General features: G+C 63.7%; 27 protein-coding genes and 1 pseudogene. 10 read left to right on the top strand and 18 right to left on the bottom strand.

The window, feature by feature from the left end; all coding sequences use genetic code 11:
* Window positions 1-9: 9 nt before the first annotated feature.
* From QFZ91_RS40475 to QFZ91_RS40455, 5 genes are all read right to left on the bottom strand, one after another.
* Window positions 10-1,413 carry an MFS transporter gene (locus QFZ91_RS40475; protein WP_429570970.1) on the bottom strand — a complete coding sequence of 468 codons (1,404 nt, stop codon included), beginning with the start codon at window positions 1,411-1,413 and terminating at the stop codon, window positions 10-12.
* Window positions 1,414-1,539: 126 nt separating this feature from the next.
* Complete coding sequence (locus tag QFZ91_RS40470) at window positions 1,540-2,304, bottom strand: NTP transferase domain-containing protein (protein WP_429570729.1); 765 nt, start codon at window positions 2,302-2,304, stop codon at window positions 1,540-1,542.
* A gap of 28 nt (window positions 2,305-2,332) precedes the next feature.
* Window positions 2,333-3,385, bottom strand: coding sequence for a lysylphosphatidylglycerol synthase domain-containing protein (locus QFZ91_RS40465; protein ID WP_429570728.1), 1,053 nt, complete (start codon window positions 3,383-3,385; stop codon window positions 2,333-2,335).
* Window positions 3,382-4,197 (bottom strand): HalD/BesD family halogenase, encoded by an 816-nt coding sequence (locus QFZ91_RS40460; protein ID WP_176125467.1) that lies wholly within the window; start codon window positions 4,195-4,197, stop codon window positions 3,382-3,384. Before QFZ91_RS40460 ends, QFZ91_RS40465 begins: the two co-directional genes overlap by 4 nt.
* On the bottom strand, window positions 4,194-4,895 hold the full coding sequence (locus QFZ91_RS40455; protein ID WP_429485828.1) for a CDP-alcohol phosphatidyltransferase family protein: 702 nt from the start codon (window positions 4,893-4,895) through the stop codon (window positions 4,194-4,196). The genes QFZ91_RS40460 and QFZ91_RS40455 overlap by 4 nt, the downstream gene beginning before the upstream one ends.
* A 241-nt stretch (window positions 4,896-5,136) precedes the next feature.
* Here QFZ91_RS40455 and QFZ91_RS40450 point away from each other — a divergent pair, with 241 nt between their 5' ends.
* Entirely contained in the window at window positions 5,137-5,568 is a 432-nt protein-coding gene (locus tag QFZ91_RS40450) for a hypothetical protein (RefSeq protein WP_429570727.1), read from the top strand.
* On the opposite strand, the gene QFZ91_RS40445 is transcribed toward QFZ91_RS40450, so the two are convergent.
* Both QFZ91_RS40445 and QFZ91_RS40440 read right to left on the bottom strand, forming a co-directional pair.
* Window positions 5,565-5,837, bottom strand: a complete 273-nt coding sequence (locus QFZ91_RS40445) for a hypothetical protein (RefSeq protein ID WP_429570726.1) — start codon at window positions 5,835-5,837, stop codon at window positions 5,565-5,567. The two genes, QFZ91_RS40450 and QFZ91_RS40445, sit on opposite strands and share 4 nt — an antisense overlap.
* Before the next feature lie 160 nt (window positions 5,838-5,997).
* Window positions 5,998-6,534, bottom strand: coding sequence for a hypothetical protein (locus QFZ91_RS40440; RefSeq protein WP_176125465.1), 537 nt, complete (start codon window positions 6,532-6,534; stop codon window positions 5,998-6,000).
* 598 nt (window positions 6,535-7,132) lie between these two features.
* On the opposite strand from QFZ91_RS40440, the pseudogene QFZ91_RS40435 reads away from it, so the two are divergent.
* From QFZ91_RS40435 to QFZ91_RS40425, 3 genes and pseudogenes are all read left to right on the top strand, one after another.
* A pseudogene (locus tag QFZ91_RS40435) lies at window positions 7,133-7,327 on the top strand (porin); the annotation flags it as partial.
* A 93-nt stretch (window positions 7,328-7,420) separates the two neighbouring features.
* Window positions 7,421-7,930, top strand: coding sequence for a hypothetical protein (locus QFZ91_RS40430; protein ID WP_429570725.1), 510 nt, complete (start codon window positions 7,421-7,423; stop codon window positions 7,928-7,930).
* Window positions 7,931-8,079: 149 nt separating this feature from the next.
* Entirely contained in the window at window positions 8,080-8,592 is a 513-nt protein-coding gene (locus QFZ91_RS40425; protein ID WP_368717162.1) for a metal-dependent hydrolase, read from the top strand.
* Between the two features lie 35 nt (window positions 8,593-8,627).
* On the opposite strand, the gene epsC is transcribed toward QFZ91_RS40425, so the two are convergent.
* Window positions 8,628-9,554: a serine O-acetyltransferase EpsC gene (gene epsC, locus QFZ91_RS40420; RefSeq protein ID WP_176384969.1), complete on the bottom strand. Its 927-nt coding sequence runs from the start codon at window positions 9,552-9,554 to the stop codon at window positions 8,628-8,630.
* 146 nt (window positions 9,555-9,700) lie between these two features.
* Complete coding sequence (locus QFZ91_RS40415; protein WP_013092363.1) at window positions 9,701-9,934, bottom strand: hypothetical protein; 234 nt, start codon at window positions 9,932-9,934, stop codon at window positions 9,701-9,703.
* Between the two features lie 328 nt (window positions 9,935-10,262).
* Between QFZ91_RS40415 and QFZ91_RS40410 the strand changes: the two genes are divergently transcribed.
* Both QFZ91_RS40410 and QFZ91_RS40405 read left to right on the top strand, forming a co-directional pair.
* Entirely contained in the window at window positions 10,263-10,715 is a 453-nt protein-coding gene (locus tag QFZ91_RS40410; RefSeq protein WP_176125462.1) for a DUF3005 domain-containing protein, read from the top strand.
* 144 nt (window positions 10,716-10,859) lie between these two features.
* Window positions 10,860-11,465: a short chain dehydrogenase gene (locus QFZ91_RS40405; RefSeq protein WP_429570724.1), complete on the top strand. Its 606-nt coding sequence runs from the start codon at window positions 10,860-10,862 to the stop codon at window positions 11,463-11,465.
* A gap of 3 nt (window positions 11,466-11,468) precedes the next feature.
* Here the strand turns inward: QFZ91_RS40405 and araD are convergent, their stop codons facing one another.
* The 7 genes from araD to QFZ91_RS40370 form a co-directional block, all read right to left on the bottom strand.
* On the bottom strand, window positions 11,469-13,205 hold the full coding sequence (gene araD / locus QFZ91_RS40400; RefSeq protein WP_429570723.1) for an L-arabinonate dehydratase: 1,737 nt from the start codon (window positions 13,203-13,205) through the stop codon (window positions 11,469-11,471).
* Between the two features lie 31 nt (window positions 13,206-13,236).
* On the bottom strand, window positions 13,237-14,184 hold the full coding sequence (locus QFZ91_RS40395; RefSeq protein WP_176384963.1) for an ABC transporter permease: 948 nt from the start codon (window positions 14,182-14,184) through the stop codon (window positions 13,237-13,239).
* Window positions 14,184-15,071: an ABC transporter permease gene (locus tag QFZ91_RS40390; RefSeq protein ID WP_429570722.1), complete on the bottom strand. Its 888-nt coding sequence runs from the start codon at window positions 15,069-15,071 to the stop codon at window positions 14,184-14,186. Before QFZ91_RS40390 ends, QFZ91_RS40395 begins: the two co-directional genes overlap by 1 nt.
* On the bottom strand, window positions 15,068-16,147 hold the full coding sequence (locus tag QFZ91_RS40385) for an ABC transporter ATP-binding protein (protein ID WP_429570721.1): 1,080 nt from the start codon (window positions 16,145-16,147) through the stop codon (window positions 15,068-15,070). The genes QFZ91_RS40390 and QFZ91_RS40385 overlap by 4 nt, the downstream gene beginning before the upstream one ends.
* A gap of 171 nt (window positions 16,148-16,318) precedes the next feature.
* Window positions 16,319-17,488 (bottom strand): ABC transporter substrate-binding protein, encoded by a 1,170-nt coding sequence (locus QFZ91_RS40380; protein ID WP_368717168.1) that lies wholly within the window; start codon window positions 17,486-17,488, stop codon window positions 16,319-16,321.
* Window positions 17,489-17,740: 252 nt separating this feature from the next.
* Window positions 17,741-18,685, bottom strand: coding sequence for an SMP-30/gluconolactonase/LRE family protein (locus QFZ91_RS40375; RefSeq protein WP_429570720.1), 945 nt, complete (start codon window positions 18,683-18,685; stop codon window positions 17,741-17,743).
* A complete protein-coding gene (locus tag QFZ91_RS40370; RefSeq protein WP_429570719.1) occupies window positions 18,682-19,671 on the bottom strand; it encodes a dihydrodipicolinate synthase family protein in 990 nt (329 codons plus the stop codon). The genes QFZ91_RS40375 and QFZ91_RS40370 overlap by 4 nt, the downstream gene beginning before the upstream one ends.
* A 577-nt stretch (window positions 19,672-20,248) precedes the next feature.
* Here QFZ91_RS40370 and QFZ91_RS40365 point away from each other — a divergent pair.
* Window positions 20,249-20,953, top strand: coding sequence for a helix-turn-helix transcriptional regulator (locus QFZ91_RS40365; protein ID WP_176384953.1), 705 nt, complete (start codon window positions 20,249-20,251; stop codon window positions 20,951-20,953).
* Here QFZ91_RS40365 and QFZ91_RS40360 read toward each other — a convergent pair.
* A complete protein-coding gene (locus QFZ91_RS40360; protein WP_013092374.1) occupies window positions 20,937-21,254 on the bottom strand; it encodes a hypothetical protein in 318 nt (105 codons plus the stop codon). The two genes, QFZ91_RS40365 and QFZ91_RS40360, sit on opposite strands and share 17 nt — an antisense overlap.
* A 154-nt stretch (window positions 21,255-21,408) precedes the next feature.
* Between QFZ91_RS40360 and QFZ91_RS40355 the strand changes: the two genes are divergently transcribed.
* Window positions 21,409-22,002, top strand: a complete 594-nt coding sequence (locus tag QFZ91_RS40355; protein ID WP_176106708.1) for an acyl-homoserine-lactone synthase — start codon at window positions 21,409-21,411, stop codon at window positions 22,000-22,002.
* Window positions 22,003-22,058: 56 nt separating this feature from the next.
* On the opposite strand, the gene QFZ91_RS40350 is transcribed toward QFZ91_RS40355, so the two are convergent.
* The gene (locus QFZ91_RS40350) at window positions 22,059-22,748 is read right to left on the bottom strand and encodes a FadR/GntR family transcriptional regulator (RefSeq protein ID WP_176384951.1); all 690 of its coding nucleotides are present in this window, start codon (window positions 22,746-22,748) and stop codon (window positions 22,059-22,061) included.
* A gap of 282 nt (window positions 22,749-23,030) precedes the next feature.
* Here QFZ91_RS40350 and QFZ91_RS40345 point away from each other — a divergent pair, with 282 nt between their 5' ends.
* Both QFZ91_RS40345 and QFZ91_RS40340 read left to right on the top strand, forming a co-directional pair.
* Window positions 23,031-23,498, top strand: coding sequence for a universal stress protein (locus QFZ91_RS40345; protein ID WP_176106710.1), 468 nt, complete (start codon window positions 23,031-23,033; stop codon window positions 23,496-23,498).
* Window positions 23,499-23,813: 315 nt separating this feature from the next.
* A complete protein-coding gene (locus tag QFZ91_RS40340) occupies window positions 23,814-24,470 on the top strand; it encodes a helix-turn-helix domain-containing protein (protein ID WP_429570718.1) in 657 nt (218 codons plus the stop codon).
* Window positions 24,471-24,498: the final 28 nt, after the last annotated feature.

The following is a 24,498-nucleotide window of genomic DNA, read 5'->3' as shown; positions in this document are numbered from 1 at the left end:
TATCTTGACTTACGCGCGCCCGCGGCTGCCGCGCGCGATCTCGTCACCCGCGTCTCGCGGCAGCCGCCGCGTAATCGGAATCGACAGGCACGAGAACAGACCGACGACCAGAAACGCCGGCCAGAAATCGGAGAACACGATGTTCGGATGCCCTTGCAGACGATGCGAAATCAGCAGCACGATGCCCGAGATCGTCACGCCGAGCCCGAGCGACATCTGCTGGATCACGCTCGCAACACTCGTTGCGCGGCCGACGTCGCTGCTCGGAATATCCGCATAGGCCAGCGTATTGAGCGACGTGAATTGCAGCGAGGGAAAGAAGCCGCCCACCAGCACGATGCACCAGATCACCCAATGCGGCGTGCCGGGAAAAAACAACCCGTACACGGCGATCGCAAGACCCGCGCACCCGGCGTTGACCATCAGCACCGTGCGAAAGCCGAAGCGTTCGAGAATGCGCGACGCCACCGTCTTCATGAAGATCGAGCCGAACGCGGACGCGCAGGTGATCGCGCCGGCTCTGAACGCGGTCATGCCGAGCCCTTCCTGCAACGCGAGCGGCAACAGGAACGGCACCGCGCCAAGACCGATACGAAACAGCGAACCGCCGATCACGCTCGCATGAAAACTCGGAATGCGCAGCAAACTCAGATCGAGCACCGGCAGCGCGACGCGGCTTGCGTACAGCACATAAACCAGCAGCAGCACGATGCCGGTCACGCACATGCCGACCGATTCTCCCGTCGACACCAGTTCGCCGCCGACGAGCGAGAGCCCGAGCATGAACAACGACGCGCCACTTGCCGACAGCACGAAGCCAAGCCAGTCGAGCCGGCCTGGATGCGGCTCGCGCGTATTGGCGATGTACTTGTTGGTGAGCCAGATTCCGAGCAGCCCGATCGGCACATTGATCACGAAGATCAGACGCCAGTGCAGATAGGTCGTGATAAAGCCGCCGAGCGGCGGCCCGACCACCGGGCCGAGCAACGCCGGCACCGTTAGATAGTTGATCGCGCGAATGAACTCCGACTTCGGCAGCGAACGGAAGATGATGATGCGCCCCACCGGCACCATCAGCGCGCCGCCGATGCCCTGCACGAAGCGCGCGAGCACGAAGGTATCGAGCGAAGTGGAGGCCGCGCACAGCAGCGAGCCCGCCATGAAGATGCCGATCGCGGTTCGGAACACGGTGCGCGAACCGAAGCGGTCGGCGACCCAGCCGCAGATCGGGATAAAAACGCCGAGGCCGATCACATACGCGGTAACCGCAAGCTTCAGCGTGATCGGATCATGACCGAGGTCGCGCGCCAGAACCGGCAGCGACGTCACGATGACCGTGCCGTCCACGTTTTCCATGAACATCGCGCACGCGACGATCAGCGGAACGATGAAAGCGCCTAAAGCGAGCAGCATTTTCATGGCGACGGGCGGCCCGCCATCAATGGAAAGTGCCGATTATGGCATTGCGGCGGCAACAAATGTTGTCGCGCGAGGGGTTTTGCCGCGCGCCGTCATGCGTGCTGACGCGCGGCGGACGCTTTAGCGCGATGCGCTGACGAGCGGCTGCAACTGCGGCAGGATTTCGTTGGCCGCGCGCGCGACGTCGTTCGGGAAGTCGATCTCGATCCACGGCGCGCCGGTCACGTCGGCCGTGTCGAATACCTGGCTGCGCTCGAGCAGCAGGTCGCGCACCGCCTCTTCGTGCGGCATGTTCGCACGGCCGCTGTCGACATAGCCCGCGACGATCTGCGTAAAGCGTCGTGCGGTTTCCTCGCGGAAGCGGAAGAAGCCGACCGACTCGCCGATCGTGTCGAACTCCAGATTGACCGCGAGCTGCTTGCGCAACTCGACCGGCACGCCGTTCTTCAGGCATAGCTTGACCGGCTCGTCGCCCGCTTCGAAATCGCGGTCGATCAGCAGTCGGTTGACCGACTCGCCCGCCACCAGCGCGTTCAGGATGCGCTCGTCGTACAGCACGTCGGCGTCCATCAGCAGCACGTCGCCGCCGCGCGTCAACGCGTCGGCAACGGTATGCACGGTCAGCACGCTGCCCAGATCGAAACGCGGATTGAGCACGGTCTCGATCTGATGCGGCCAGTTGATGCGCGCGAGTTCCGCCTGCACGGATTGCGGCTGGAAACCGAGCGCGAGCACGACGTCGGTCACGCCGGCGGTTTCGAGCATCTGCAGATGCCGTTCAAGCAGGCTCATACCGTCGAACTGCAACAGGCATTTCGGAAACTGGGCTTGCGGCGGTTGCTGGAGACGCAGGCCGAGGCCCGCTGCGAGAATGATGGCGCGCATGCGCGGTCCTTTGAAAAAAGTACGGAGGTCAATCGGCAACCGGCACACGCCGCGGGGCGCGCCGACGTTGCCAGCTTCGTTCGCTGAAGTGCAATACCAGCAGGCCCGGCAGGCCCAGCAGGATTTCACGCGCACGCTTGGCGAGCGACAACGCCAGCGCCGCGTCGGGCGGCAAACCCACCAGCGGCGCGAGCAGCAGATAGCCGCCCTCCTGCACGCCGAGCGAGCCCGGAATCATGAAGGCCGCGCCGCGAATCGCCTGGCCGATGCTCTCCAGCAGCAGCGCGTCGATCCAGCCGACCGGATGGCCGAGAAAACGCAGCGCGAGCCATACCTCGACCATGCCGACGACCCAGCCGACGAGGCTCAGCGCAAAGCTCGCCGCCACGCGGCCGCGCTCGCGGTACAGCGACTGCACGGCGGCATCGACGGCTTCAGCGCGCGTCATCAGAGACGACCAGTCGCGCTTGCCGAACACCTTCGACACCACGCCGAGCAGACGCCCGAACAGGCCGCGCCGCTGCGCGAAGTAGAACCCGGCGATCAGCGCGCCGAGCACGCAGGTCGCGATCAGCGTCGCGGTGCGCAGGTCGTGCAGCGTGCCGTGCGCGGCGTACGCGCCGAACATCGCGAGGCCGCCGAGTGCGAACACGATTTGCGCGAGCGCCTGCCAGGTCGTGCTAACGGTGATCGCGGCGGCCGCGTCGCGCAGCAGCATGCCGCGCTGCGACAGTTGCCGCACCATCACCACCGGACCGCCGATCTGTCCAGCGGGCAGCAGGCTATTCACCGATTCGCCGATCCAGCGCGCGGACAGCGCATCGCGCAGCGAGAGGTCGGCTCGCGCGCGGCTTGCTGGACCTTCATGCGCGCCGTCACGCGACGGATGGCCGCGCTTGAACAGCACCGCGATCGCAGCCGCATCGATCGCGAGCGGCACCACGTGGAACGCGGCGACGACCGCGAGCCCCCAGCCGGCTGCGAGCAAAGTGGACGTCACCGAGCCGAAGCCCTGCCACGCGAGCAGGCCGACGAACAGCGCCGAGCCGATCGACAGCAGAAGCAGCGCCGCGCGACTCATGCGGCGTCCTTGCCGCGCGAGGCCATCTGACGGAACACCTGACGGAAACCGAAGTACGCGATCGCGTCCTTCATGTTCGAAACGAAGCGGCGCCACGGCCGCATGTTGGGATCGGTGACGTATTCGAACGTCAGCGACACGCGCATCTCGTTCGGGCCGGCCGGCGTGATGCGATGACGCAGCTTGTCGCCATCGAAAAACACGAGGCCACCGGGCGGAATCTGCACCGAACCCGGCTGGTCCGGCATCTCCGGATTGCGCGTATGCAGCTCGTAGTCGAGCCGGCACGACGATTCGTCGATCACGCCGAGAAGCAGCGTGTAGCGGCGCCCGTCGTAATACGAAGTATCGTAGTGCCAGCCGATATGGTCGCCGGGGCGCGTGTAGTAGTAGAGCGCGTAGGCGTGCGGGTCGTCGGCAGGCGACACCTGCAGCTGGTCGCCGCTCAGCTGCTCGAGCCAGCCGATCAACTCCTTCGAACGATACAGCTCTGCGATGAACGGCGCGAGACGGTCGATCGTATGGCGGCTGACACTGCCGCCCTGCTTGTGGCCAGGCAGATAGTTGCGGTTCACTTCGTCGAGCAGCGAGCGCGCGCTGTGAACCAGCTGCGCGGTGACTTCCGGCGCGAGGAAATCTTCGAGATACAGAAACGCGTCCTGCGCGGCGAAGTCTTTGCGCAGACGCGCGTTGTCGAACGTGCGGGTACGGCTCGCGACCGCGCGGTCGGCATCGGGCGCGGGCGTGAGCGCCGCCACGGGCGTGCCTGTCGACACGGGCGCAATCACGTCGTCTTCGGCGTGCAGATTCATTTGCTGGCCCACTGTTGACTGGTTTCCGAAGTGGCGGGGGCCTTGGCCGTCAGGCGAGCGCTACGGCGCGCGACGCGCCAGTAGTCGATCACCACCCATGCGGCGAACAGCGGCGCGCCAATCGACGCGACCACCACGAACGGCGCGACGACATTCGTCAGCGTGACGATGGGCAGCAGGTAAAGCACGTCCTCGGTTTCGAAGCCCCCCACCGACGCCTGCTTCGTGCCGGCCTTGCCGACCATTTCCTCGATCCGCATGCGCAAGAAGAAGATCAGGGCAACCGCGACACCCGCAACCGCGCCGAGCATGCCGGGCGCGAGCTTCAAAGCATCGATCTGCGCACCGCCGACACCGATACCCATGCCGACGAACAGCATCACGGTCACGAGAGCATCGCAGGCGAGATCGTAAAAATGACCGATACGGCTCGACTTGCCGCCGACGCGCGCGAGTTCGCCGTCGGTGTGATCGACGAAATTAGACAGAACGATCAGAAGTGCTCCCGCATTGGCCCACCCGAATCCTCCGTGCGCAAGGCACAGCGCGCCTGCGACGCCGATCAGCAGGCGCAGCGTGGTCAAATGATTCGGGGTGACCCAGGTATCGATTAGCGGTGTCACGAGCCGGCGAGCGAGCCGGGCATCCCACGTACGTGGCGGCGGGACGTTTATTGGAGGTCGGGGTTGCGAAGTCATAAGGCGGAAATATATACGGGATTCTGAAAGCTTGCTGTTGCGTCGTATGTTTCCCGGCAATTTGCAAATAGCGTTTGTATGTCCGCCACAAAGCGGAATTCGCCGAATCGCTGTAAAGTGCGAATCCAGTTGTGCCAGTCACGCGGAATCTGTTCGATGTGCAGCACCGCTTGCGCCCCTCCGGGGGATGGCGCAGTGGTTGCTAATCCACGGCATCGACTGTGGACGCCCGCCTACACTCATGAACCGTCTTCTTGTCCTTGTGCTGTTTGCCGCAGCCACCGCGCTGCCGCTGTCCTCTTTTGCCGTGGAGCTCGACGCGCCACTCGTATGCAATGAGAGCGGCCACCAGTTCATTGCTGATCTGATGCAACAGCAACTGATCAACCCGAAGCCAAGTCACGTCGAAAGCAACTCGATCAACGCGTTCTCGCCGATGCCCGGTGCGCATCTAACCGCGTTCGGTTTCCGCGTATTCGCGGTGGTCGGCTTCGAAAAAGACGACCCGATGTTCCGGGTCGGCGACGGCGAACCGGTCGCGCAGTCCGCGTATGGCGCCGTCGTGTTCGGCGGCGACGACAAGGTTAGAAGCGCGCTCGAGAACGCCGGCAGTACAGCGATCGTGCACCACGTCGCGCCGCTGATCACCGCGATTTTTTGCAAGCGCAACTAGGGATTGGCGGCGGCACGCGCTGGCTGCGGCCAGCGGTGTCGGTCGGGGCAAAACGCGCGCGCCACATTGCGATGATCGAGTATTCTGCACGCGTTGCCGAGCACTTCGAAATCGAGTGGCCCGGTCGCGCCCGCTCCAAACGACACGCAATGCGACGTGTATTCGACGTGGACCGTTGCCGTCACTGCCGGAAATCGCGGCGCGGCGGGAATCGCGAAAGTAAACGCGCTGGCAAGCAGATGAGCGAGGTCATAGCGAACATCCGCCACGTCGATAAAACCTCGTCGCAAAATCGAAATCCATTTCAAGTCCACCTCGCGAGGCCGCCAAAAGAGACCGCAAATTATCGCGAGATTCCCGTTCGCTGGCTCCTCGGCCGGATGGCCCAAGACGATCCGATCACGACGCAACCGCGCCTGCAACCGCCATTTACCCCGGCCGGCGAAACTCGTTCGCCACCCACGCCGCGGCGCTCGCCTTGCTGAGCTTGAAGGTCGGCGCGACCTGCACCTGCGCGATCTGCTCGCCGAAAATATCGAGCGCGCTCAACAGCGCGTACGGCTCGTCTTCGTCCGGAACGATGTCGAGCGTGATGTCGAGTTCGTCGTTGCCGTCCGCGCTCGGCACGCGCACCGCCTTGTGCAGTTGCGCGCGCAGTTGCTGCTCGTGGCGACGCAGCACTTCCGCGGCGGTTTTCACCAGCGTGTTGAACGCCGACACGTCGAGCGGCTTCGGATCCTTCTTGTTGCGACCCATCGTCCAAGGCCCGACGAGCGCGGGCTCCGCCTCGCCGTCCTTGATCATTTCGACGGCCCAGCCTTCGTCGTCTTCGTTCTTGATGATGCGCGCGGTCCAGCCGTTATCGCGCCACAGACGCTCTTCATGCACGCTTTCGTCCGGTCCGGACGAGTCGTCGGCCAGGAACCCGGCATTCGTGTCGGTCGAGGGAAAAGGCGTGTCGTTCATCACAGGTTCACTCACTTCGCGGGGCACACAAACAGATTTCGAACCCGCGATTCTACCTGCCCGGCCCGCTTCGCCCTGCTCGCTCTGACGAACGGACAAGGCGCGCTCGGAACGGCGAAGCCGCTCGAGGGGCGCGAAAAATTCTATTTACCCTTACGCGACAATGTATAAAACCACTTTAAATGTCAGATAAAAAAACGCGGCCCGAAAGCCGCGTGTAAAAATGAAAAAGACACCCTTTGGTCGAAGGGGTCTATCTAAATTATAAGTGGCCTCCCACTATGATTTAACGCTTTCTTCGTAAGACTGCGTTGCGCAAAACGGTGAGAATCGGCGAGGGCATCCGATGCTGGCCGTAGGCCTTATGTCGTAACGGTCCGGCAACGTCGGTGGACTTGGCAGCGTAGCCGCCCATTCACCTTTAAAAATAATTTCCTTTTAGGAACCTGCACTTACACGATTAATTCACATAATCGCGGATGCGAAAATAAACTGTTGCAAGTCGAATAATTAAATATCTGCATAGCGGTAATTACACTTCGCTGGGAATGGCGCTCAACATGCCGATTCTCCACGTACCACGGAGTGAATCCCGAACATGCAAAGAAGCCCCATCATGGCAAGCCTGCTGAGCGCCTTCGCAATCACCGCACACGCGCAAAGCAGCGTCACGTTGTACGGATCGCTCGACGCGGGTCTCGTCTACTGGAACAACCAGGGCGGTCACAGCAACTGGCAGCAGGGCAGCGGCTCATTGTCGAACACCTGCTTTGATCCGCGTGGCAGCGAGGAAGGAGAGCGGCTCCAACGGCTCGGGCGAGCCGAAGTGGCACACCGTGTCGCTGCAAGGCGATTTCCCCGGCCGCGCTAGTGACGACGCCGGCGCTTGCTCGGTATACTGCCCCGGCCGCCGTGCGACGCCGCGAAACCGCGCCGCCTGCACGGCAGCTTCGTCGCGAAGCATCGCGCTGTCCGCCAGCGCATCGCGCTTCGCCCGCGCCTCACCTCCCCATGCATGACTGGGAACGCCGACGATCGGATCATGAAAAGACTTCTCCTGCTTGCCCCCGCTGCCGCCCTCACTGCCACCCTCGCCGCTTGCGGTTCGTCGGGCGGCCCCGCGCGCGATGCGTCCGCGCCGCTCGTGTACGTGTCGTCGTCACGCACGCCTGCGTCCATCGCCGCCTGCCTCGAAGGACGTCTGCCGCGCGTGCGTACCTCGCAGACGGGCGCGGCGACCGAACTCGCGGTCGGCGCCGATTCGCACAACTCGTACTTCGTCACGCTGACCCCGCTCAACGGCAGCACGGTCATCAAGGTCATGCATCCGGCCAATGCGCCCGACGATCCACCCGAAGAGGAAATGCGCTTCGCTATCGCACGCTGCGCGACCTGAGCGGCGCGGCGCACTTGAACGCCGTGTGCATCACTCACGGAAGGCCGATGCGCGAATTTATATCTCGCCCATCGGCTATTTTTTTACGCGCTCATCTGCGAACATAGCCGCCCTTTGTTTTTCGCGCGGCACTTGTGTCGCGAATGTCGATGGCATCCAGCAAAGCGCATCATGCGACCGGTTTCGCAGCCGGCATCATCGCGGCGGCGATCGTCGCGCGCAGCGGCGGCGGTCCGTTTCACACTGGCGTGCTGCTGAGCTTCATCGCCGGCGTGGCCGGCAGCACCGCGCCAGACTGGCTCGAAGTTGCATGGTGGTCGCGCGCGCGGCGGCTGTGGATCACGCATCGCACGTTGACGCATTGGGGCATCGGCTGGCTCGCGCTGCTCGCGGCGTCGTATCACATGCTCGGACATTCGATCTACGCGGCGCCCGCGTTCGGCTTCGCGTGCGGCGGCCTGATGCATCTGCTCGCCGACTGGCCGAATCCGCTCGGCGTGCCGTGGATCGCCGGGCGACATTCGTTGAATCTATGGAATAGCGGGCACTGCGATCTGATCGTCGTCGCGGCGTCGTGGGTGGCCGCGTGGTTCATCGGCGAGCATGTGTGGCGGCATGGCATGTATGCGTTGCCGTGGTTACGCCATTGGCCGATCAGCTAGGCGCAGCGATGCAGCCGGCCGCGGCGAGGCGAGCATCACTGCCGCCCATTGTCGGTGCGCTCTCCTTCGCGGATCTTGCCTTGCGATACGCTGCTGCCCGGCGGCACGCTATGCGTGAGCCACACGTTGCCGCCGATCACCGATCCGCGCCCGATCGTCACGCGTCCGAGAATCGTCGCGCCCGCGTAGATCACGACGTCGTCCTCGACGATCGGATGACGGGCGTTGCCCTTGATCAGCATGCCGTCTTCGTCGGCCGCGAAACTCTTCGCGCCGAGCGTGACCGCCTGGTACACGCGCACGCGCTCACCGATGATCGCGGTCTCGCCGATCACCACGCCGGTGCCGTGATCGATGAAGAAGCTCGGCCCGATCGTCGCGCCCGGGTGAATGTCGATGCCGGTCGCCGAGTGCGCGATCTCGTTGATGAAGCGCGCGAGCAGCGGCACGCCGAGCCGATGCAGCGCATGCGCGAGCCGGTGATGCGTCATCGCCCACACGCCCGGATAGCACAGCAGGATTTCGGTGATGTGCTGCGCGGCGGGGTCGCCGGTGTACGCAGCCTGGATGTCGCTGACGAGCAGCGCGCGGATGCCCGCCAGCTGCGTCGCGAACTCGCGCGCCACCGCGAACGCGCGCTCGCGCAACTCGGCGTCGGGCGTCGCGCCGAACTCTGGCAGGAAGCGCAGCGCGCGGCGAATCTGTTCGGCGAGCAGCCGCAACGTGCTTTCGAGCGTGTGGCCGACGTAGTAGTCGACCGTCTCGTCGGTTAGATCGGGGGCGCCGTAGTGCGTCGGAAACATCGCGGCGCGCAAGCCGGTCACGATATTGACCACCGCTTCGCGCGATGGCAACTCGCGAATGCCGAGCGGATGCCGCGTGCGATGCAATTGCTCGCGCGAGGCGCGCAGGTCGGCGACGATCTGTTCAAGGCCCCAGCTCGGGGAAGGCTCGTTGGGCATAAGGGACGGCGCCGTGCAGCGTGCACGGTTCAAAGTGGTTATCCAGCAGAGATTACCGCGTTTTAACGCTGCCCGCCCGGCGGCGCGCAGAGCGGCTCGGCTCGTTGCGTCGGCGCGTGCCTGCACGCATGCATCGTTCCCTGACGTCAGATTGTCAGACTGCTCGCGTCGATCCAGCGCACTGCCCAATCGCGCGCGTGCGCGATCGCGGCGGCTTCGTCGGAGAAGCGCAGTTCCGTGGGGAAGAAACGGTTGGCGACCAGTTCGCCGTCGCTCGAGCGCGAGATCACCACATACGGTTGCCAGGAGCCGTCGCCCGAGCGCGCCGGTTCGCAATTCAATAGATAGCCGCGATGTGTGAATGCAGCATCGAAGTGCATGAGTCACCCGCCCCTGAAGCCCCGTAACATTTTCTCAGTCGCGCGGCCATTTGTTTGTTAATTTTTTCCGACCATCGTGAACAGCCGGAGCATGCCGCCAATTTATCCGCGCGTCGGTCGCAGGAGTAGAATCATACTCTGTAGAAAATACGCGTCCATTAAAAAAAACGAAATGAATCCCGGACGTCATCGCCATTCAATCGCGAGGCAACGCCACTCGCATCGAATCATGGCGGACAACGCATCGCGACTCCCGCGCACAGCGGCGCCGTGTCAGTCGGAACGGCTTTTGCTCTTTTCTTCGAATGTCCTCTTCAGGAGATGCACGATGAACAGCGCGATCAGCAAACCCGAAAACGCCGGCACGAAACCAGACCCGAAGGACCCACCAACCACGGACCTGCACAACGATCGCACGCACGACAGCACCGTAGACACCGACGGCAAGAACCATGAAGCGGCCCGTCTGGCGGGCCACGGCGCGATCTCGCCCGACGAAATCACAACCAGCAATGCGACGCTCGAGAACAGCGTGCCCGAGGCGCTCGACGGCATGGCCGGCTTCGACAGCCGGCTTGGCGGCAACCATCTGCTGCTCGCGCTCGAGCCCGGTTACGCGGTGATCGACAAGGGCATGGTCGAGCCGCTCGCCGTCTACTCGGCCGACAACCAGTACATCGACCCGCGTCCGGTCGGACAGCGCCAGGATCGCGGCCGCATTCACTACGCGCTCAATCATTTGCGGCCCGCGCGCGTTATCGAATTACACCGCGTGAAATAGGCGGACGCGCGCGTATCATCCCTTTATACGCGCGCGTTTGAATTACCGCGTTTATTCCGATTAAATCAGGCATTCACGCAGCACGCACCGTTTTATTCTGGTGCGTGCTTTGCTTTAACGTTGGTTCGTTTAACGGAGTTGCGGATGAAAAGGATCGTCGTCATCGGTGCCACGGGCACGCTGGGCCAGGCCGTCAGCGCGGAGTTGAAGGCGCGTCACGAAGTGATCGAGGTGGGAGCGACGCGCGGGCAATATCACGTCGACAGCACGGACCCCGCGAGCGTCGAGCGGCTGTTCCGCGACATCGGCAAGGTGGACGGCGTCGTCACCGCGACTGGCAACGTGCATTTCGGTCCGCTGGCGCGGATGAGCATCGAGCAGTTCTGGGTCGGGCTGCGCGACAAGCTGATGGGCCAGATCAACGTCGTGTTCGCGGCGCTGCCGTACGTGACCGACGGCGGTTCGTTCACGCTGACGAGCGGCATTCTGGGCGACGAGCCGATCGCGCAGGGCGCGAGCGCGACGACCGTCAATCTCGCGCTGGAAGGCTTCGTGCGTGGCGCGGCGATAGAACTGCCGCGCGGGCTGCGCATCAACGTGGTGAGTCCGACCGTGCTGACCGAGTCAATGGAGGCTTATGCGCCGTTCTTTCGCGGCTTCGAGCCCGTCAGCGCACAACGCGCTGCGCTTGCTTATCTGCGCAGCGTGGAAGGCGCGCAGACGGGGCGCGTGTATCGCGTCGGGTATTGAGCGTCAGTGAATTTCCGGTTCGCCCGAGGTTTCCGGACTCGCGCCGCCGCGCTGCAGGAAGTCGAAATCGCAGCCTTGGTCCGCCTGCATCACGTGCGCTTGATGCAGGGCGCCATAGCCGCGCTCAAAGCGCGCCACCGGTTTGACCCACGCGGCCTTGCGGCGCGCGAACTCTTCGTCCGATATCAGCAGATTCAGCCTGCGGCGCGGCACATCGAGCTCGATCAGATCGCCGCTTCGCACCAACCCCAGCGGCCCGCCGACGAACGCCTCGGGCGCCACGTGCAGCACGCACGCGCCATAGCTCGTGCCGCTCATCCGCGCGTCTGAGATGCGCACCATGTCGCGCACGCCTTTTTGCAGAAGCTTGCGCGGGATCGGCAGTTGCCCCCACTCGGGCATGCCCGCGCCGACCGGCCCCGCGTGCTGCAGCACCAGCACGCAGCTTTCGTCGATGTCGAACGCGTCGTCGTCGATGCGCGCGGCCATGTCGTTGTAGTCGCTGAACACGACCGCGCGGCCCGTATGCACGAGCAGATGCGGCTCGGCCGCGCCGGGCTTGATGACCGCGCCGTCGGGCGCGAGATTGCCGCGCAGCACCGCGAGGCTGCTGTCGCGCAGTAGCGGATTCGTGCGGCGGCGGATCACGTCGTCGTTGAAAATCTGCGCGCCCGCGAGGTTTTCGCCGAGCGTGCGGCCGTTCACGGTTTTCTGCGAACCGTCGATCAGCTCGCCCAGTTCCGTGAGCAGCGCGCGCAAACCGCCCGCGTAGAAAAAGTCCTCCATCAGATAGGCGCCGGTCGGCCGGATGTTCGCGAGCACGGGCGTACGGCGTGCGATCTCGTCGAAGCGATCGAGCGTCAACTCGATGCCCGCGCGCCGTGCGAGTGCGATCATATGCACGACCGAATTGGTCGAGCCGGACAGCGCGACACAAGTCGTCACCGCGTTATCGACCGAGGCCGCCGTAATCAGGTCCGACGGCTTCAGATCCTCCCACACCATCTCGACGATACGCATGCCGGTTTTCGCGGCCATCCGCGCATGACGCGAATCGGGCGCGGGCGTCGACGCGAAGCCGGGCAGCGTGAAGCCCAGTGCTTCGGCCGCGCTGGTCATCGTCGACGCAGTGCCCATCGTCATGCAGTGCCCCGGCGAGCGAGCGATGCCGCCCTCGACGCCCTGCCAGTCTTCCGGCGTCAGCGTGCCCGCGCGCAGTTCGGCCCAGTATCGCCATGAATCGGAACCCGAACCGAGCGTCACGCCGTTCCAGTTGCCGCGCAGCATCGGGCCGGCGGGCAGAAAGATGGCGGGCAGATCCATCGAGATCGCGCCCATCAGCAGCGCGGGGGTGGTCTTGTCGCAGCCGCCCATCAGCACGACGCCGTCGGCGGGGTACGAGCGCAGCATCTCCTCGGCTTCCATCGCGAGGAAATTGCGGTACAGCATCGTGGTGGGCTTCTGGAACGGCTCGGACAGCGTCTGCACAGGCAACTCAATTGGGAAGCCGCCGGCCTGCCAGATGCCCCGCTTCACTTCCTCGACGCGCTGCTTGAAATGCGTGTGGCACGGATTGATCTCGCTCCACGTGTTGAGAATCGCGATGACCGGCTTGCCCGCGTATTCCTCCCGGTTGTAGCCCATCTGCGCGGTGCGCGAGCGGTGGCCGAACGAACGCAGATCGTTCGCGCCATACCAGCGATGACTGCGCAATTCCTCGGGGATCTTTCTCTTCGTCAACGTCTACTCCACGATTGACGCCGACCACGCGTCAGCGCCGCTGTTCTTTCACGCGAGACACGATTTGCGTCGGGCTCACGAATTGTAGTGCGATCAGCACCCAGATCAACGTGATCGCCATATAGATCATCGCCATCGCATCGATCGATTGCGGCGCGCGCACGCCGGTCGAAAACACAGCGTAGTACAACGCGACCACCAGCGTTTGCGTGGCAGGACCGGCCGTAAAGAACGTCAGCTCGAACATGCCGATCGTACGCACCAGCACGAGCAACCCTGCGGCCAGCATACCCGGCACGAGCAGCGGCAGCAGCACGTAACGGAAGTAGCGGAACGTGTTCGCGCCGAAAATGCGCGCGGCCGCTTCGAGATTCGGATCGATCTGCTCGATGAACGGTGTCATCACCAGAATCACGAACGGCAGCGCCGGTACGAGGTTCGCAAGAATCACGCCCCATAGCGTGCCGGCAAGGCCGACCTTGTACATCACGGTCGCCATCGGAATGCCGTAGGTGACAGGCGGCACCATCAACGGCAGCAGAAAGATCAGCATCGCAAGGCGCTTGCCGCGGAATTGCACGCGCGCGAGCGCATACGCGGCAGGCACGCCGAGCAGCACCGACAGCAGCACGACCGCGCCGACCACCTGCACGGTCACCCACAGCACGCTTGCGAGCTGGAAGTCGCTCCACGCCTGCGCATACCAGTGCAGCGTGAAGCCTTGCGGCAACGCGGTGCCGAACCAGCGCGTCGCGATCGAATTCACCGCGACCGTCGCAATCAGCAGCACGACGTTGATTAGGAAAAACGCCATCACGGCCCACACCAGCACCTGCCAGATGCGGCCCGGCAGGTTCGCGCGCTGACGCGCGTGTTGCGCGGGCTCGCGGGCGCCATCGCCCGGCTGCGGCGCCGCGGATGCGGAAGCGGAGGTGGACGCGGGCCAGTCGGGCTGCGTCGCGCGACGATCGGTCGTCATCAGCCTTTGCCTCCCGTTACCGGACCACGATAGAACCAGCGGCGCGCGCCGAGCAGCGCGGCGACCACCAGCAGTTGCACGAAGCCCATCACCATCGCGATCGCCGACGCGAGCGAATAGTCGTAGCTCTCGAATGCGGCTTCGGCCGCGGCAATCGACATCACGCGCGTCGGACCCGCGGGCGCGCCGAGCAGCACCGCCGACGGAAACACCGAGAACGCCTGCACGAACGACAGACACGCGGCCATCGTGAGCCCCGGCACCAGCAGCGGAAAATAAATGCGGCGAAACTGCTGCCACGGACTCGCGCCGAGCGTCGCCGCCGCGCTCGCGAGTGTCGGGTCGATGCCGGTCACGTACGACAGCGTCAACAGAAACGCGAACGGAAAGCCCGACACGATCAGCGACAGCAGCACGCCCGTGAAGTTGTGCGTGAGCCGCATCTCTTGCGTGTACAGATGCAGCGCCTGCAATGCCTGCGGCAGCCAGCCGTGCGGACCGAAGTATGTGAGCATGCCGTCGGCGATCAGCACGGTGCCGAGCGTCACCGGAATCACCAGCAGCGTCGTGACGATCTTCTGATAACGCGAGTAGCGGCGCAGCGCGAACGCGACCGGCACCGATACGCCGACGTTGATCAGCGTGGCGGGTACCGACAGCTTGAGCGTGACGAGGATCGTCGGCCACATCGAGGTGTCGGTGAAGAACGTCAGATAGTTGGCCCATAGGCCGCCGCCGTTCATCGGCCGGAACGACAGCGCGAGACCGTACGCAAACGGATAAATGAACAGCGCGACGATAAAGAGCAGCGCCGGCGCGACGAGCCAGGCCTTGGCATCGCGCGGCGCGCGGCGAGTAAGCGGGGGGACGAGCGTCGGCGTGTTCATGCGGCCTCGGCATCGTAGACCAGCACGCACGACGGCCGCACGCGCAGCATGATGCGCTCGCGCTCCGCGCATTCACCGGTCACGCGCGCCCACACGTCGCCGAACGCGGTCTTCACGCGCAGCAGCGAATCGTGGCCGCCGTATTCGACCGCGTCGATCAGCGCCTCGAACGCGTTGTCGGCGCCGGGCTCGGCGCGCTCCATGTCTTCGGGGCGCAGCGCGACGCTCACGCGCTTGCTGTCGAAGCCGGCCATCGCCGTGCCGATCAGCCGCACACCGTTCGCACTGACCACGACGCCCTCGCCTTGCATGCCCTCCAGCGTGAACTCGGCGACGTTGCGATAGCCCATGAAGCGCGCAACATGCAGATTGCGCGGCCGCGTATAGACCTCTTTCGGCGTCGCGACCTGCTGCACGACGCCCTCCCTCATCACGACGATGCGATCGGCCATCGACAGCGCTTCGTCCTGATCATGCGTCACGTACAGCGTCGCGCGTTCGAGCTGCGTATGGATGCGGCGAATCTCCGCGCGCATTTCGATGCGCAGCTTCGTATCGAGATTCGACAGCGGCTCGTCCATCAGGATCAGCGGCGGTTCGATCACGATCGCACGCGCGATCGCGACACGCTGCTGCTGGCCACCGGACAACTGGCCGGGCAGCTTCTGCTCATGCCCTGTCAGTTGCACCAGTTTCAACGCCTCGCGTGCACGGCGCGCGATCTCGCTCTTGCCGACACCACGCATCTTCAGCCCGAAGCCGACGTTGTCGAGCACACTCATATGCGGGAACAGCGCGTAGTTCTGGAACACCATGCCGAAGCCGCGCTTTTCCGGCGGCAGCACGTCGATGCGGCGCTCGTCGAGCCAGATGCCGCCGCCGGTGAGCGGCTGCAATCCGGCGATGCAGTTCAGCGCCGTCGATTTGCCACAACCCGACGGTCCCAGCAGCGCGATGAACTCGCCGCGCCGGATCGTCAGATCGAGACCCTGCAGCGCGGCGATCGCGTGACCTTGCGCGTTCGTGAAACTGCGGCTCACCGAGTCGAGCCGCAACTGCTCAAAGTGATGCTTCATACGGTTTCCTGATCCGCGTGAGACGACGGGTGTCGCAAGTGCCGCGCGTGCGGTGCGCGCGGCGCATCAGGCAATTAAGCCGAGGCGCGCGTGGTCGCCGCAGACACGCAGCGCGGCGCTAGCTCACGCCGCGCTGCGTTTCGTCTCGTTTTCCGTCGCAATGGTGAAGGCCTATCGGGTCTTCTGCGCGCCGATGTCGGTATCCCACTTCCTGAAGGCCGCGACCATTGCCGCCGCATTCAGCGGTAACGCATGCGGACGATCGCTCAACATCTTCGCGTATTCCGGTCGGCCATACTTTTGCAGCACCTCCTGGCTATGCGCGGGCGCCTGCTCGAACGAAACGCCCTTGATCGCCGGGCCCGGGTAGAAGTAGCCGTCGTCGTAGGTCAATGCCTGCTGCGCGGGCTCCAGCATGAAGTTCATCATCTTGTACAGCACGTCTAGCTTTTCCTTCGGCACGCCCTTCGGAACCACCATGTAGTGCGCGTCGTTGACCCACGTCATGTTGTCGAACGGCTGTACGCGGAATTCGGCCGGCACGATGCCGAGCGCGCGCGGATTGATGTCCCAGCCGGTCACGGTCACGGTCATGTCGCGCGTGCCTTCGCCCAGTTCCTTCATCACCGCCGAGGTGCCGCCCGGATAGTACGGAATGCAGTCGTTCAACTGCTTCAGGTACGCCCACGTCTTGTCCCAGCCGTGCACCGGGTCCTGCGGGTCCTTGTCGCCGAGCACATAGGGCAGGCCCATCAGGAACGTGCGGCCAGGACCGGAATTGGCCGGCCGCGCGTAGATCAGCTTGTCGGGGTGGGCCTTGCACCATTGCAGCAGTTGCTCGGGTGTCTTCGGCGGATCGCTGACCTTGGCCGGGTTGTATTCGAGCAGCGGACCAGCCGGCATATACGCGACCTCGAGACCGTAGCCCTGCGCTAGATCCTGCATCTTGCGCGGGCCCGGCGCGTACTTGTCGAGCACACCGGGGAACTGCGCCGCGTTATCGGGCAGCAGCTTGATCCACAGGTTCTGTTCGATGCCGGCCGCGAGCGCGTCGGTGCCGGTCAATACGAGGTCGATGTCGGAGCGTCCCGCGGCCTGCATCGCCTTGATCTTGCCGGGCAATTGCGGCGACGGAGCGTTCGTGAACGTGATGTTCGCAACGAGATTCGGATTCTTCGCCTTGAACGCCTCGAAGCCCTTCTGCGTGAGTTGAAGATCGCCGGCCACGTCGACGATGTTGATCGTGACCGGATCGGCCGCGTGCGCGGCAAGAGTGAACGCTGCACTCGCGGCGATACAGACGGATACCAGCTTGAACGACAGCCTGTGCGAAACAGTCATTGCGTCTCCTCGCTTCTTGGTATGGAAGCCCGCTGGTCGATGTGTTGCATGCGGGCGGTATCTTTCTACCAAGGGAACATAGCGAAGCGTAACAGCCGATGTCAAGCAAATAGTCGAGAGCGCGAGGCCGGGTCAAAAGTGGCTCGATTGGCGTGAAATCCTTGCCGTTCAACGCCTGGTAACGCGAATTAAGGGCAAACCCGAGCATCCGCAGTGGCTGCAACACCTGTTGTCTAGTTAGCGGACAACTGCTCAACCCCCGCGCACGCCCTGCGTATTGACGAACAGCGAATACAAGCCGTGGCTCGCCGCCATGAACAGACGGTTGCGATGCCGTCCGCCGAAGCAAACGTTCGCGCAACGCTCCGGTAGCGCGATATGGCCGAGCGGCTCGCCTTGCGCGGTGAAGACGCGCACGCCGTCGAGTTCGTCGGTGCCCATGCCCCAGCCGCACCACAGGTTGCCGTGCACGTCCACCCGAAAGCCGTCGGGCGTGCCCGGACCCGCGTCGATCAGCACGCGGTTGTTCGATACCTTCGTGCCTTTGCCATTGGCCTCGACATCGAATACGCGGATCTTGCGCGGCTCGCCGCGCGATTGGACCACGTAAAGCAGCGACTCGTCCGGCGAAAACGCGAGACCGTTCGGGGCGAGCACGTCGTCGATGACCATCGAGACCTCGCCCGACTGCCCGTCGATCCGATACACGCACGGCTTCAGTTCGGACTGCTGCTGCTCGCCCTCGTAGAAACCTTCGATGCCGAACGTCGGGTCGGTAAACCAGATCGAGCCGTCCGATTTGACGACCACGTCGTTCGGCGAATTGAAGCGCTTGCCCTGATAGCGGTCGGCGAGCACGGTGATCGAGCCGTCGTACTCGGTGCGCGTCACACGCCGCGTCAGGTGCTCGCAACTGACGAGACGCCCTTCGCGATCGCGCGTATGGCCGTTCGCGTTGTTCGACGATTGACGGAACGTGCTGACCGCGCCCGTCGTTTCGTCCCAGCGCAGGATGCGGTCGTTCGGAATATCGCTCCACAGCAGATAGCGGCCGTCGCCGAACCACACCGGTCCCTCCGACCAGCGCGTGCCCTGATACAGACATTCGACCGACGCCGATGCGATGATCAACGACTTGAAGCGCGGATCGAACACACGGATGGAAGGATCGAGATAGCGTCGGCTGTGTTCGGTCATGTGCTTGCCTGCGTGTCGGAGCGGTTCGATTGGGTGGGTGCGAACTCGCGCTCGAGAGCGAGCAGCGTGCACGCGGTCTGCGCGATCTTCGCATGATGCTCGCGCGGTGTCGAACTGAGCAGCGGCAGCAACGGCCCCATGTCGGCGAGGCCCGTGAACGTGATCGCGTCGTGCAGCACGCGGATCGGCGAGATGTCGTTACGCAGCGTTTCGAGCGGCATGAACGCATCGTACAAACGCTGGGCGGTGTCGTTGTCCGCGCGATCGGTGCCATCGGCGCTCCGGCCGCTTTGCACCGCGCGCAGCAACGCCATCACCATGTTCGGCGCGATGCAGCCGCTGCCGGTCGTCCACGCTGCCAGCCCGAACTCGCGCAGATGCACGAGCGCTGGCCGCTCGCCCATGCCCGATACGATCTTCGCGGCCGGCACGCATTGCAGCAGCCGGCGCAGATAGGGATCGTCGGCGGGATCGTCGCGCGGGATCGCGTATTTGACCGCGCTCAACGTGCCACGCTCGACGAGCCGCGCGAGCGCATCGACAGCCACGTAGTTTTCGCTCTTGATATACAAGGTGAGCGGCATGCCGGCCGTGTCGGCGATCCGCGTGAGGCCCGTCTCGACGCCCTCGGACGTCGTAAAGCCGCCGAGCGGCAGCACCATCGCGGTGCGGTAACGCGTCTGCGCGAGGATGCGCGCCTGATCGAGCATCTTGCCGTAGTCGGGACCGAGCGCCGGAATCACGCGTGTCCCCGGACTCGCGGCTTCGGCAAGCAGGTCCAGTAGCTCGTGATATTCACTGACCGCGACGTGATAGAGGTTCGCGTTGCCGCCATACAGTAGCGTGCGTACGCCACCCGCTTCGATATGGCGGATCAGCGCGAGATTCCGAGCAGGGTCGAGCGTGTAGTCGGCGCGGCGCGCGAGCGGCGGCACGGCCATGACCGACGCGGCGAACTCGCCGTCGCGCAGCGGAGAATCGTTCATGATGGTTGACGCGCAAACGTGCTGGGCGGAGGTTTCACGGTAGCATCGGCATCACAATGTTGTCAAACAACCTGCACATGGCGATCGCCCCCCGGATGCCGTCGGCGGCGAATTGCCCACGAACCGCCCACGAAATTTCCTTTTGTATAACAATGTGGCCCCAGCCCACATGCAAACCGCGCAGGCGCTTGTTTGGCAAGACCGACGCGACGCGCAAATAACCGGCGTTCCCAAATAATCGAGTAAATGCGATTAATTCCGAAGCACGAAAGAAATAATGCTGTCAATGAAACACATTAAAATGCGGTCGCCGGATGCCGATTAGCCGCATTTCTTGCCCGAGACCCGGGCGGGTTAAAAATCTATTTCAATCAGCATAATAATAGGCAACACCGCCCTTGCTATCACATGGCTGCTATCGTTTACCCCGCGGAGCAGCAGCGCATTGCTTTCGAGTTTTTAGTGATAGATTATGCGGACCAAAAGAGCGGACCGAAGTTTGTCTGCCAATAACCGCGAATGGGATGTTTGCGAGCCTGAGAGAGCCAAAAAATTGTCGCTACACTTTATCGAGCAGATGGCACCGCTACTGGACGCCGCCGACGAGGCGGAATGGTTCGGCGTGATTACGGGCCTCGCCGAAACGTGGGGCTTCGACAGGATACTGGTCGCGATGCTGCCGCGGCCCACCATGCGTCTCGAGGACGCTTACCTGCGCAGCACTTACGCGCCGGCATGGCGGCAGACGTATGACGAACACGGCATGGTGCATATCGACCCCACGGTCGCGCACTGCCTGTCACGCTCCGCGCCGCTCATCTGGACGCCAGAGATTTTCGCCACCCCGCCACAGCAAGCTCTGTACGAGGAAGCCCGCTCGTACGGCTTGGGTGCGGGTGTGACGCTGCCGATTCACGGGCCGAATCAGGAAGCCGGCATGATGTGCTTCGTCAATGACGACAAGCCGTCGGACGGGTTCAGGCGCCATGTGAACGCCGCGTTGCCGAATCTCGTGCTGTTGCGCGACCTGGTGATCGACACCAGCAAACAGCATCTGGATTCGCATGCGCAGAGCTTGATGCCGAAGCTGACTCCGCGCGAGCGCGAATGTCTGAAATGGACCGCGCGCGGCAAATCCACGTGGGAGATATCCCACATCCTGAGTTGCTCGGAAGCCGTGGTGAACTTCCACATGAAAAACATCAGGGCGAAATTCGGCGTGAACTCACGGCGCGCGGCCGCCGTGATCGCGGCCCAGCTTGGGCTTATTGACCCGGGTTGAGCAGCGCGGCCGCGTCGCGGCTGTACATCACGCGCTCGGCGCGACCCAGATCGGCGTCCGATACGGTTTTCATGAAGTAAAGGCCAAGCAGGATCGACACCGGCGCCGGGATCTCCGCACCGGACTCGAAGCGGCTGCCGCGCGACTGCGTGACGCCGAAGCGAGCCCAGAAACGACGCTGGCTCTCTTTTTTCTTCTTCCGGTAGGCAATGATCAGAACACGATCCACTGCCGAAGAGACCTCCGAGGGACGCGCCTGGAGGTGGGTTTGCGGTTGCCAGTGATTGTCGAGGAGTTCCATTTTGGACCCTTGTAGGTTGGGGGCGGATACGTGTGTGAATTTTGCGATACCCGATAAGCATCCACACCTATCCAGGTAGGTAGGTGGCGCAAAGATTCAGAATGCATAAGTTTTCCTGCGTATGTGGCAGCCCCAACACGCACAGGAGAACGTCATGCAAACCACGATCCGTATTGGACTCCGGCAGGAATTCGACAACGAACTGATCAACGAGATGTACCGGCTGCGCGCCCGGGTCTTTCACGGCCGGCTCGGCTGGGAAATACCGACCATCGCGGGAATGGAGATAGACGGCTACGACGCGCTCGGGCCGTATTACATGCTGATTCAGGGCGAAGACGAACGGTTGCGCGGCTGTTGGCGACTGATGCCGACCGAAGGTCCGAACATGCTGAAAGACACCTTCCCGCAACTGCTGCATGGCGCGGCCGCGCCGGTCGGCCGACATATCTGGGAACTGAGCCGCTGGGCGATCGAAACCAACGGGGAGGAACAGTCTTTTGGTTTCACGGATATGACAATTCGCGCAATTCAGGAAGTAATGCGCTTCGCACAGCGCATGGGCATCACGCATTACGTCACGGTGACTACCACGCCGATCGAGCGCATGCTGCGCCGTGCCGGGCTCGATATCAGCCGGCTCGGGCCGCCGCTGCAGATCGGCGTCGAACGGGCCGTTGCGCTCGACGTCGCGGTAAGCGCGAAAACGCTGACCTCGCTATTCGGGCCGGTCGCCGACGCGGCTTGAGCCGCGCCGGAGCGTGGCCGCACGAAATCTCGACAGCTTCACCCGCGCGCGCGGACTCAGGAACCGAACATCCGTTCCAGCGCGTTCTCGAGATGCGCGCGCATCGCGGCGCCCGCAGCCGCCGAGTCCTTGCGGCGGATCGCGTCGAGCACCGCCATGTGCTCGGCCTGCACCACCCGCTGCCGTTCCACCGTTTTGACCAGCGACAGATTGCGCGACAGGTTCATGCTGAACAGGATCTGTTCCTCGATGAACGACATCACCGTGATGAAAAACGGATTCTTCGACGCCCGCGCGACCGCCTGGTGGAACAGGAAGTCGTCCTTCGCGCCGATGCCCTTCGCCTCGATGATGCGCTCCAGCTCGTCCCACGCATGCTGGATCGCGGCGATGTCCTGGGCGTCGGCCTTCAGCGCTGCCTGCGCGGCCGCGCCCGCCTCGGTCACGATGCGAAACTCATAGCAGCGGCGGATATCGGACAGCGTTTCGAGCGGCGCGAAGCGGCGCACGTCCGGGTCGGGGCGCCGCGCGACGGTCGTGCCAGAGCCGTGCCGCGTCGAGATGATGCCGTCGGCCCGCAATCGCGCGAGCGCTTCGCGCACGGTCGGCCGGGACGTGGCGAAACGCTCCGCCAGCGCGTGCTCGGTCGGCAACCGCTCGCCTTCCTTGTACTCGCCTTCGAGGATGCGGTTGAGAATGTCGCCGTAGATCTGGTCGGGTAAGCCCTTGGTTTTTCGATCGTTCATCAGCGGACTGGCCAGCTTGTCTGAATATGGCCTGATTGTAAGGCCAACCTTGTTCCAGCTTCAGCAAACTTATGCGGTTTTGTAAGCATGCAAGGCCACTTGCGCGCGCCGCCGCGCCCGCCATTTCGTCCGCGCCGCGTCTGAATATTTGGCAAATGTTTGATTTACATCCTGGTCGAGTGCATCTTTTCCGGCAATCATCTAAGCTTCATTGGTATAAAAGATCAATAAACCCTGCCGCGGCTGGCAATGTGGCAGACGCTTTTTTGACGTGGAGCCGATATGTACAAACGCATCCTTGTAGCGGTCGACGGCAGCAATACCTCGCGCCGTGCGTTCGAAGCGGCGCTCGAACTCGCCAAGTCGAATGGCGCTGTGCTGCGGCCGTTTTATGTCGTCGAAAATACGCCGATGTACTTCGAGGCGCCCGGCTACGACCCGTCGATCCTGCGCAACCGGCTGATCGAGGAAGGCCAGGAACTGCGTGCCGAGTTTTCGAAAGTGATGGCCGAGCAAGGTGTGAAAGGCGACCCGGGGGTTTCCGAAGCTTCGTCGCTCGGCGATGTCGCCGAGATCGTGCTGCACGCCGCCGCCGAATTCAACGCAGACCTGCTCGTGATGGGCACGCACGGCCGGCGTGGCTTCCAGCGGCTGATTCTCGGCAGCGTCGCCGAACGCTGCGTGCGCCAGGCCACGCTGCCGGTTCTGCTGGTACCGTCCGCCGCGGGCGCCGATAAGCAACCCGTCTGACACGGTCATCATGCGCAAGACGGTGAGCCACGACGCCGACATCGGCCGCGGCGGCTCACCTTCCCACCTTCGTCGGGGCAGCACCGTCGCCAGGAAAGCGAAGCAGCGAACGCGTCACTTTGCCACCTGTTGAGGGTCATAACGGGTGGGACAATTTCACCACTACCAATAATCAATCGCGCGCAGAACATGCTGAATCCTACCGCTGTGCCCCGTTCCTCGACCCGCTCCGCCGGCTCTGCCGCGAGCGGCAGCCGCGAGTCCATGGCGGGACGCGCCACCGCACGCACCGCCGCGCGCTGCTCCAGTTGTTCGATGCGTCAGATCTGCATGCCGCAGGGGCTGTCCGCGGAGGAACTGCCGAAGCTCGAAACGCTGATCTGCTCGGCGCGCTCGGTGTTGCGCGGCGAAGCGCTGTATCGCAGCGGCGACCGCTTCGACAGCATCTACGCGCTGCGTTCCGGCTCGATGAAGACCGTGATGGTCCACCGCGACGGCCGCGAGCAGGTCACCGGCCTACGTCTTGCAGGCGAGCCGCTCGGTCTCGACGGCATCAGCGCGGACATCCACGCGTGCAGCGCCGTCGCGCTGGAAGACAGCACGGTGTGCATCGTTCCATACAGTGCGCTGAAGCAGCTATGTCGCGAAATCGGTTCGATCCAGGAGCGCATGCACAAGCTGCTGGGTGCGCAGATCGTCAGCGAGGCCGCGCAGATGATGGTGCTCGGCTCTCTGTCCGCCGACGAACGCGTCGCCGCCTTTCTGCTGGACGTGTCGCAGCGCAATGCGCAGCGCGGCTACTCGTGGTCGGAATTCAACCTGCGCATGACGCGCGAGGACATGGGCAGCTACCTCGGCATGACGCTCGAAACGGTCAGCCGCACGCTGTCAAGATTTCAAAAGCGTGGCCTGATCGACACGCGGGGCAAGCATATTCACATCGTCGATCTCGAAGGCTTGCGGCAGGTCTGAGCGGCTGGGCGGGGCTGAACGGTCGCTC

This window comes from Paraburkholderia sp. JPY419 (assembly GCF_050435705.1).
Taxonomy (GTDB): Bacteria; Pseudomonadota; Gammaproteobacteria; order Burkholderiales; family Burkholderiaceae; genus Paraburkholderia; species Paraburkholderia youngii.
Note: the sequence above shows the minus strand (reverse complement) of the source record. Positions and strands in the feature narration are given on the sequence as shown.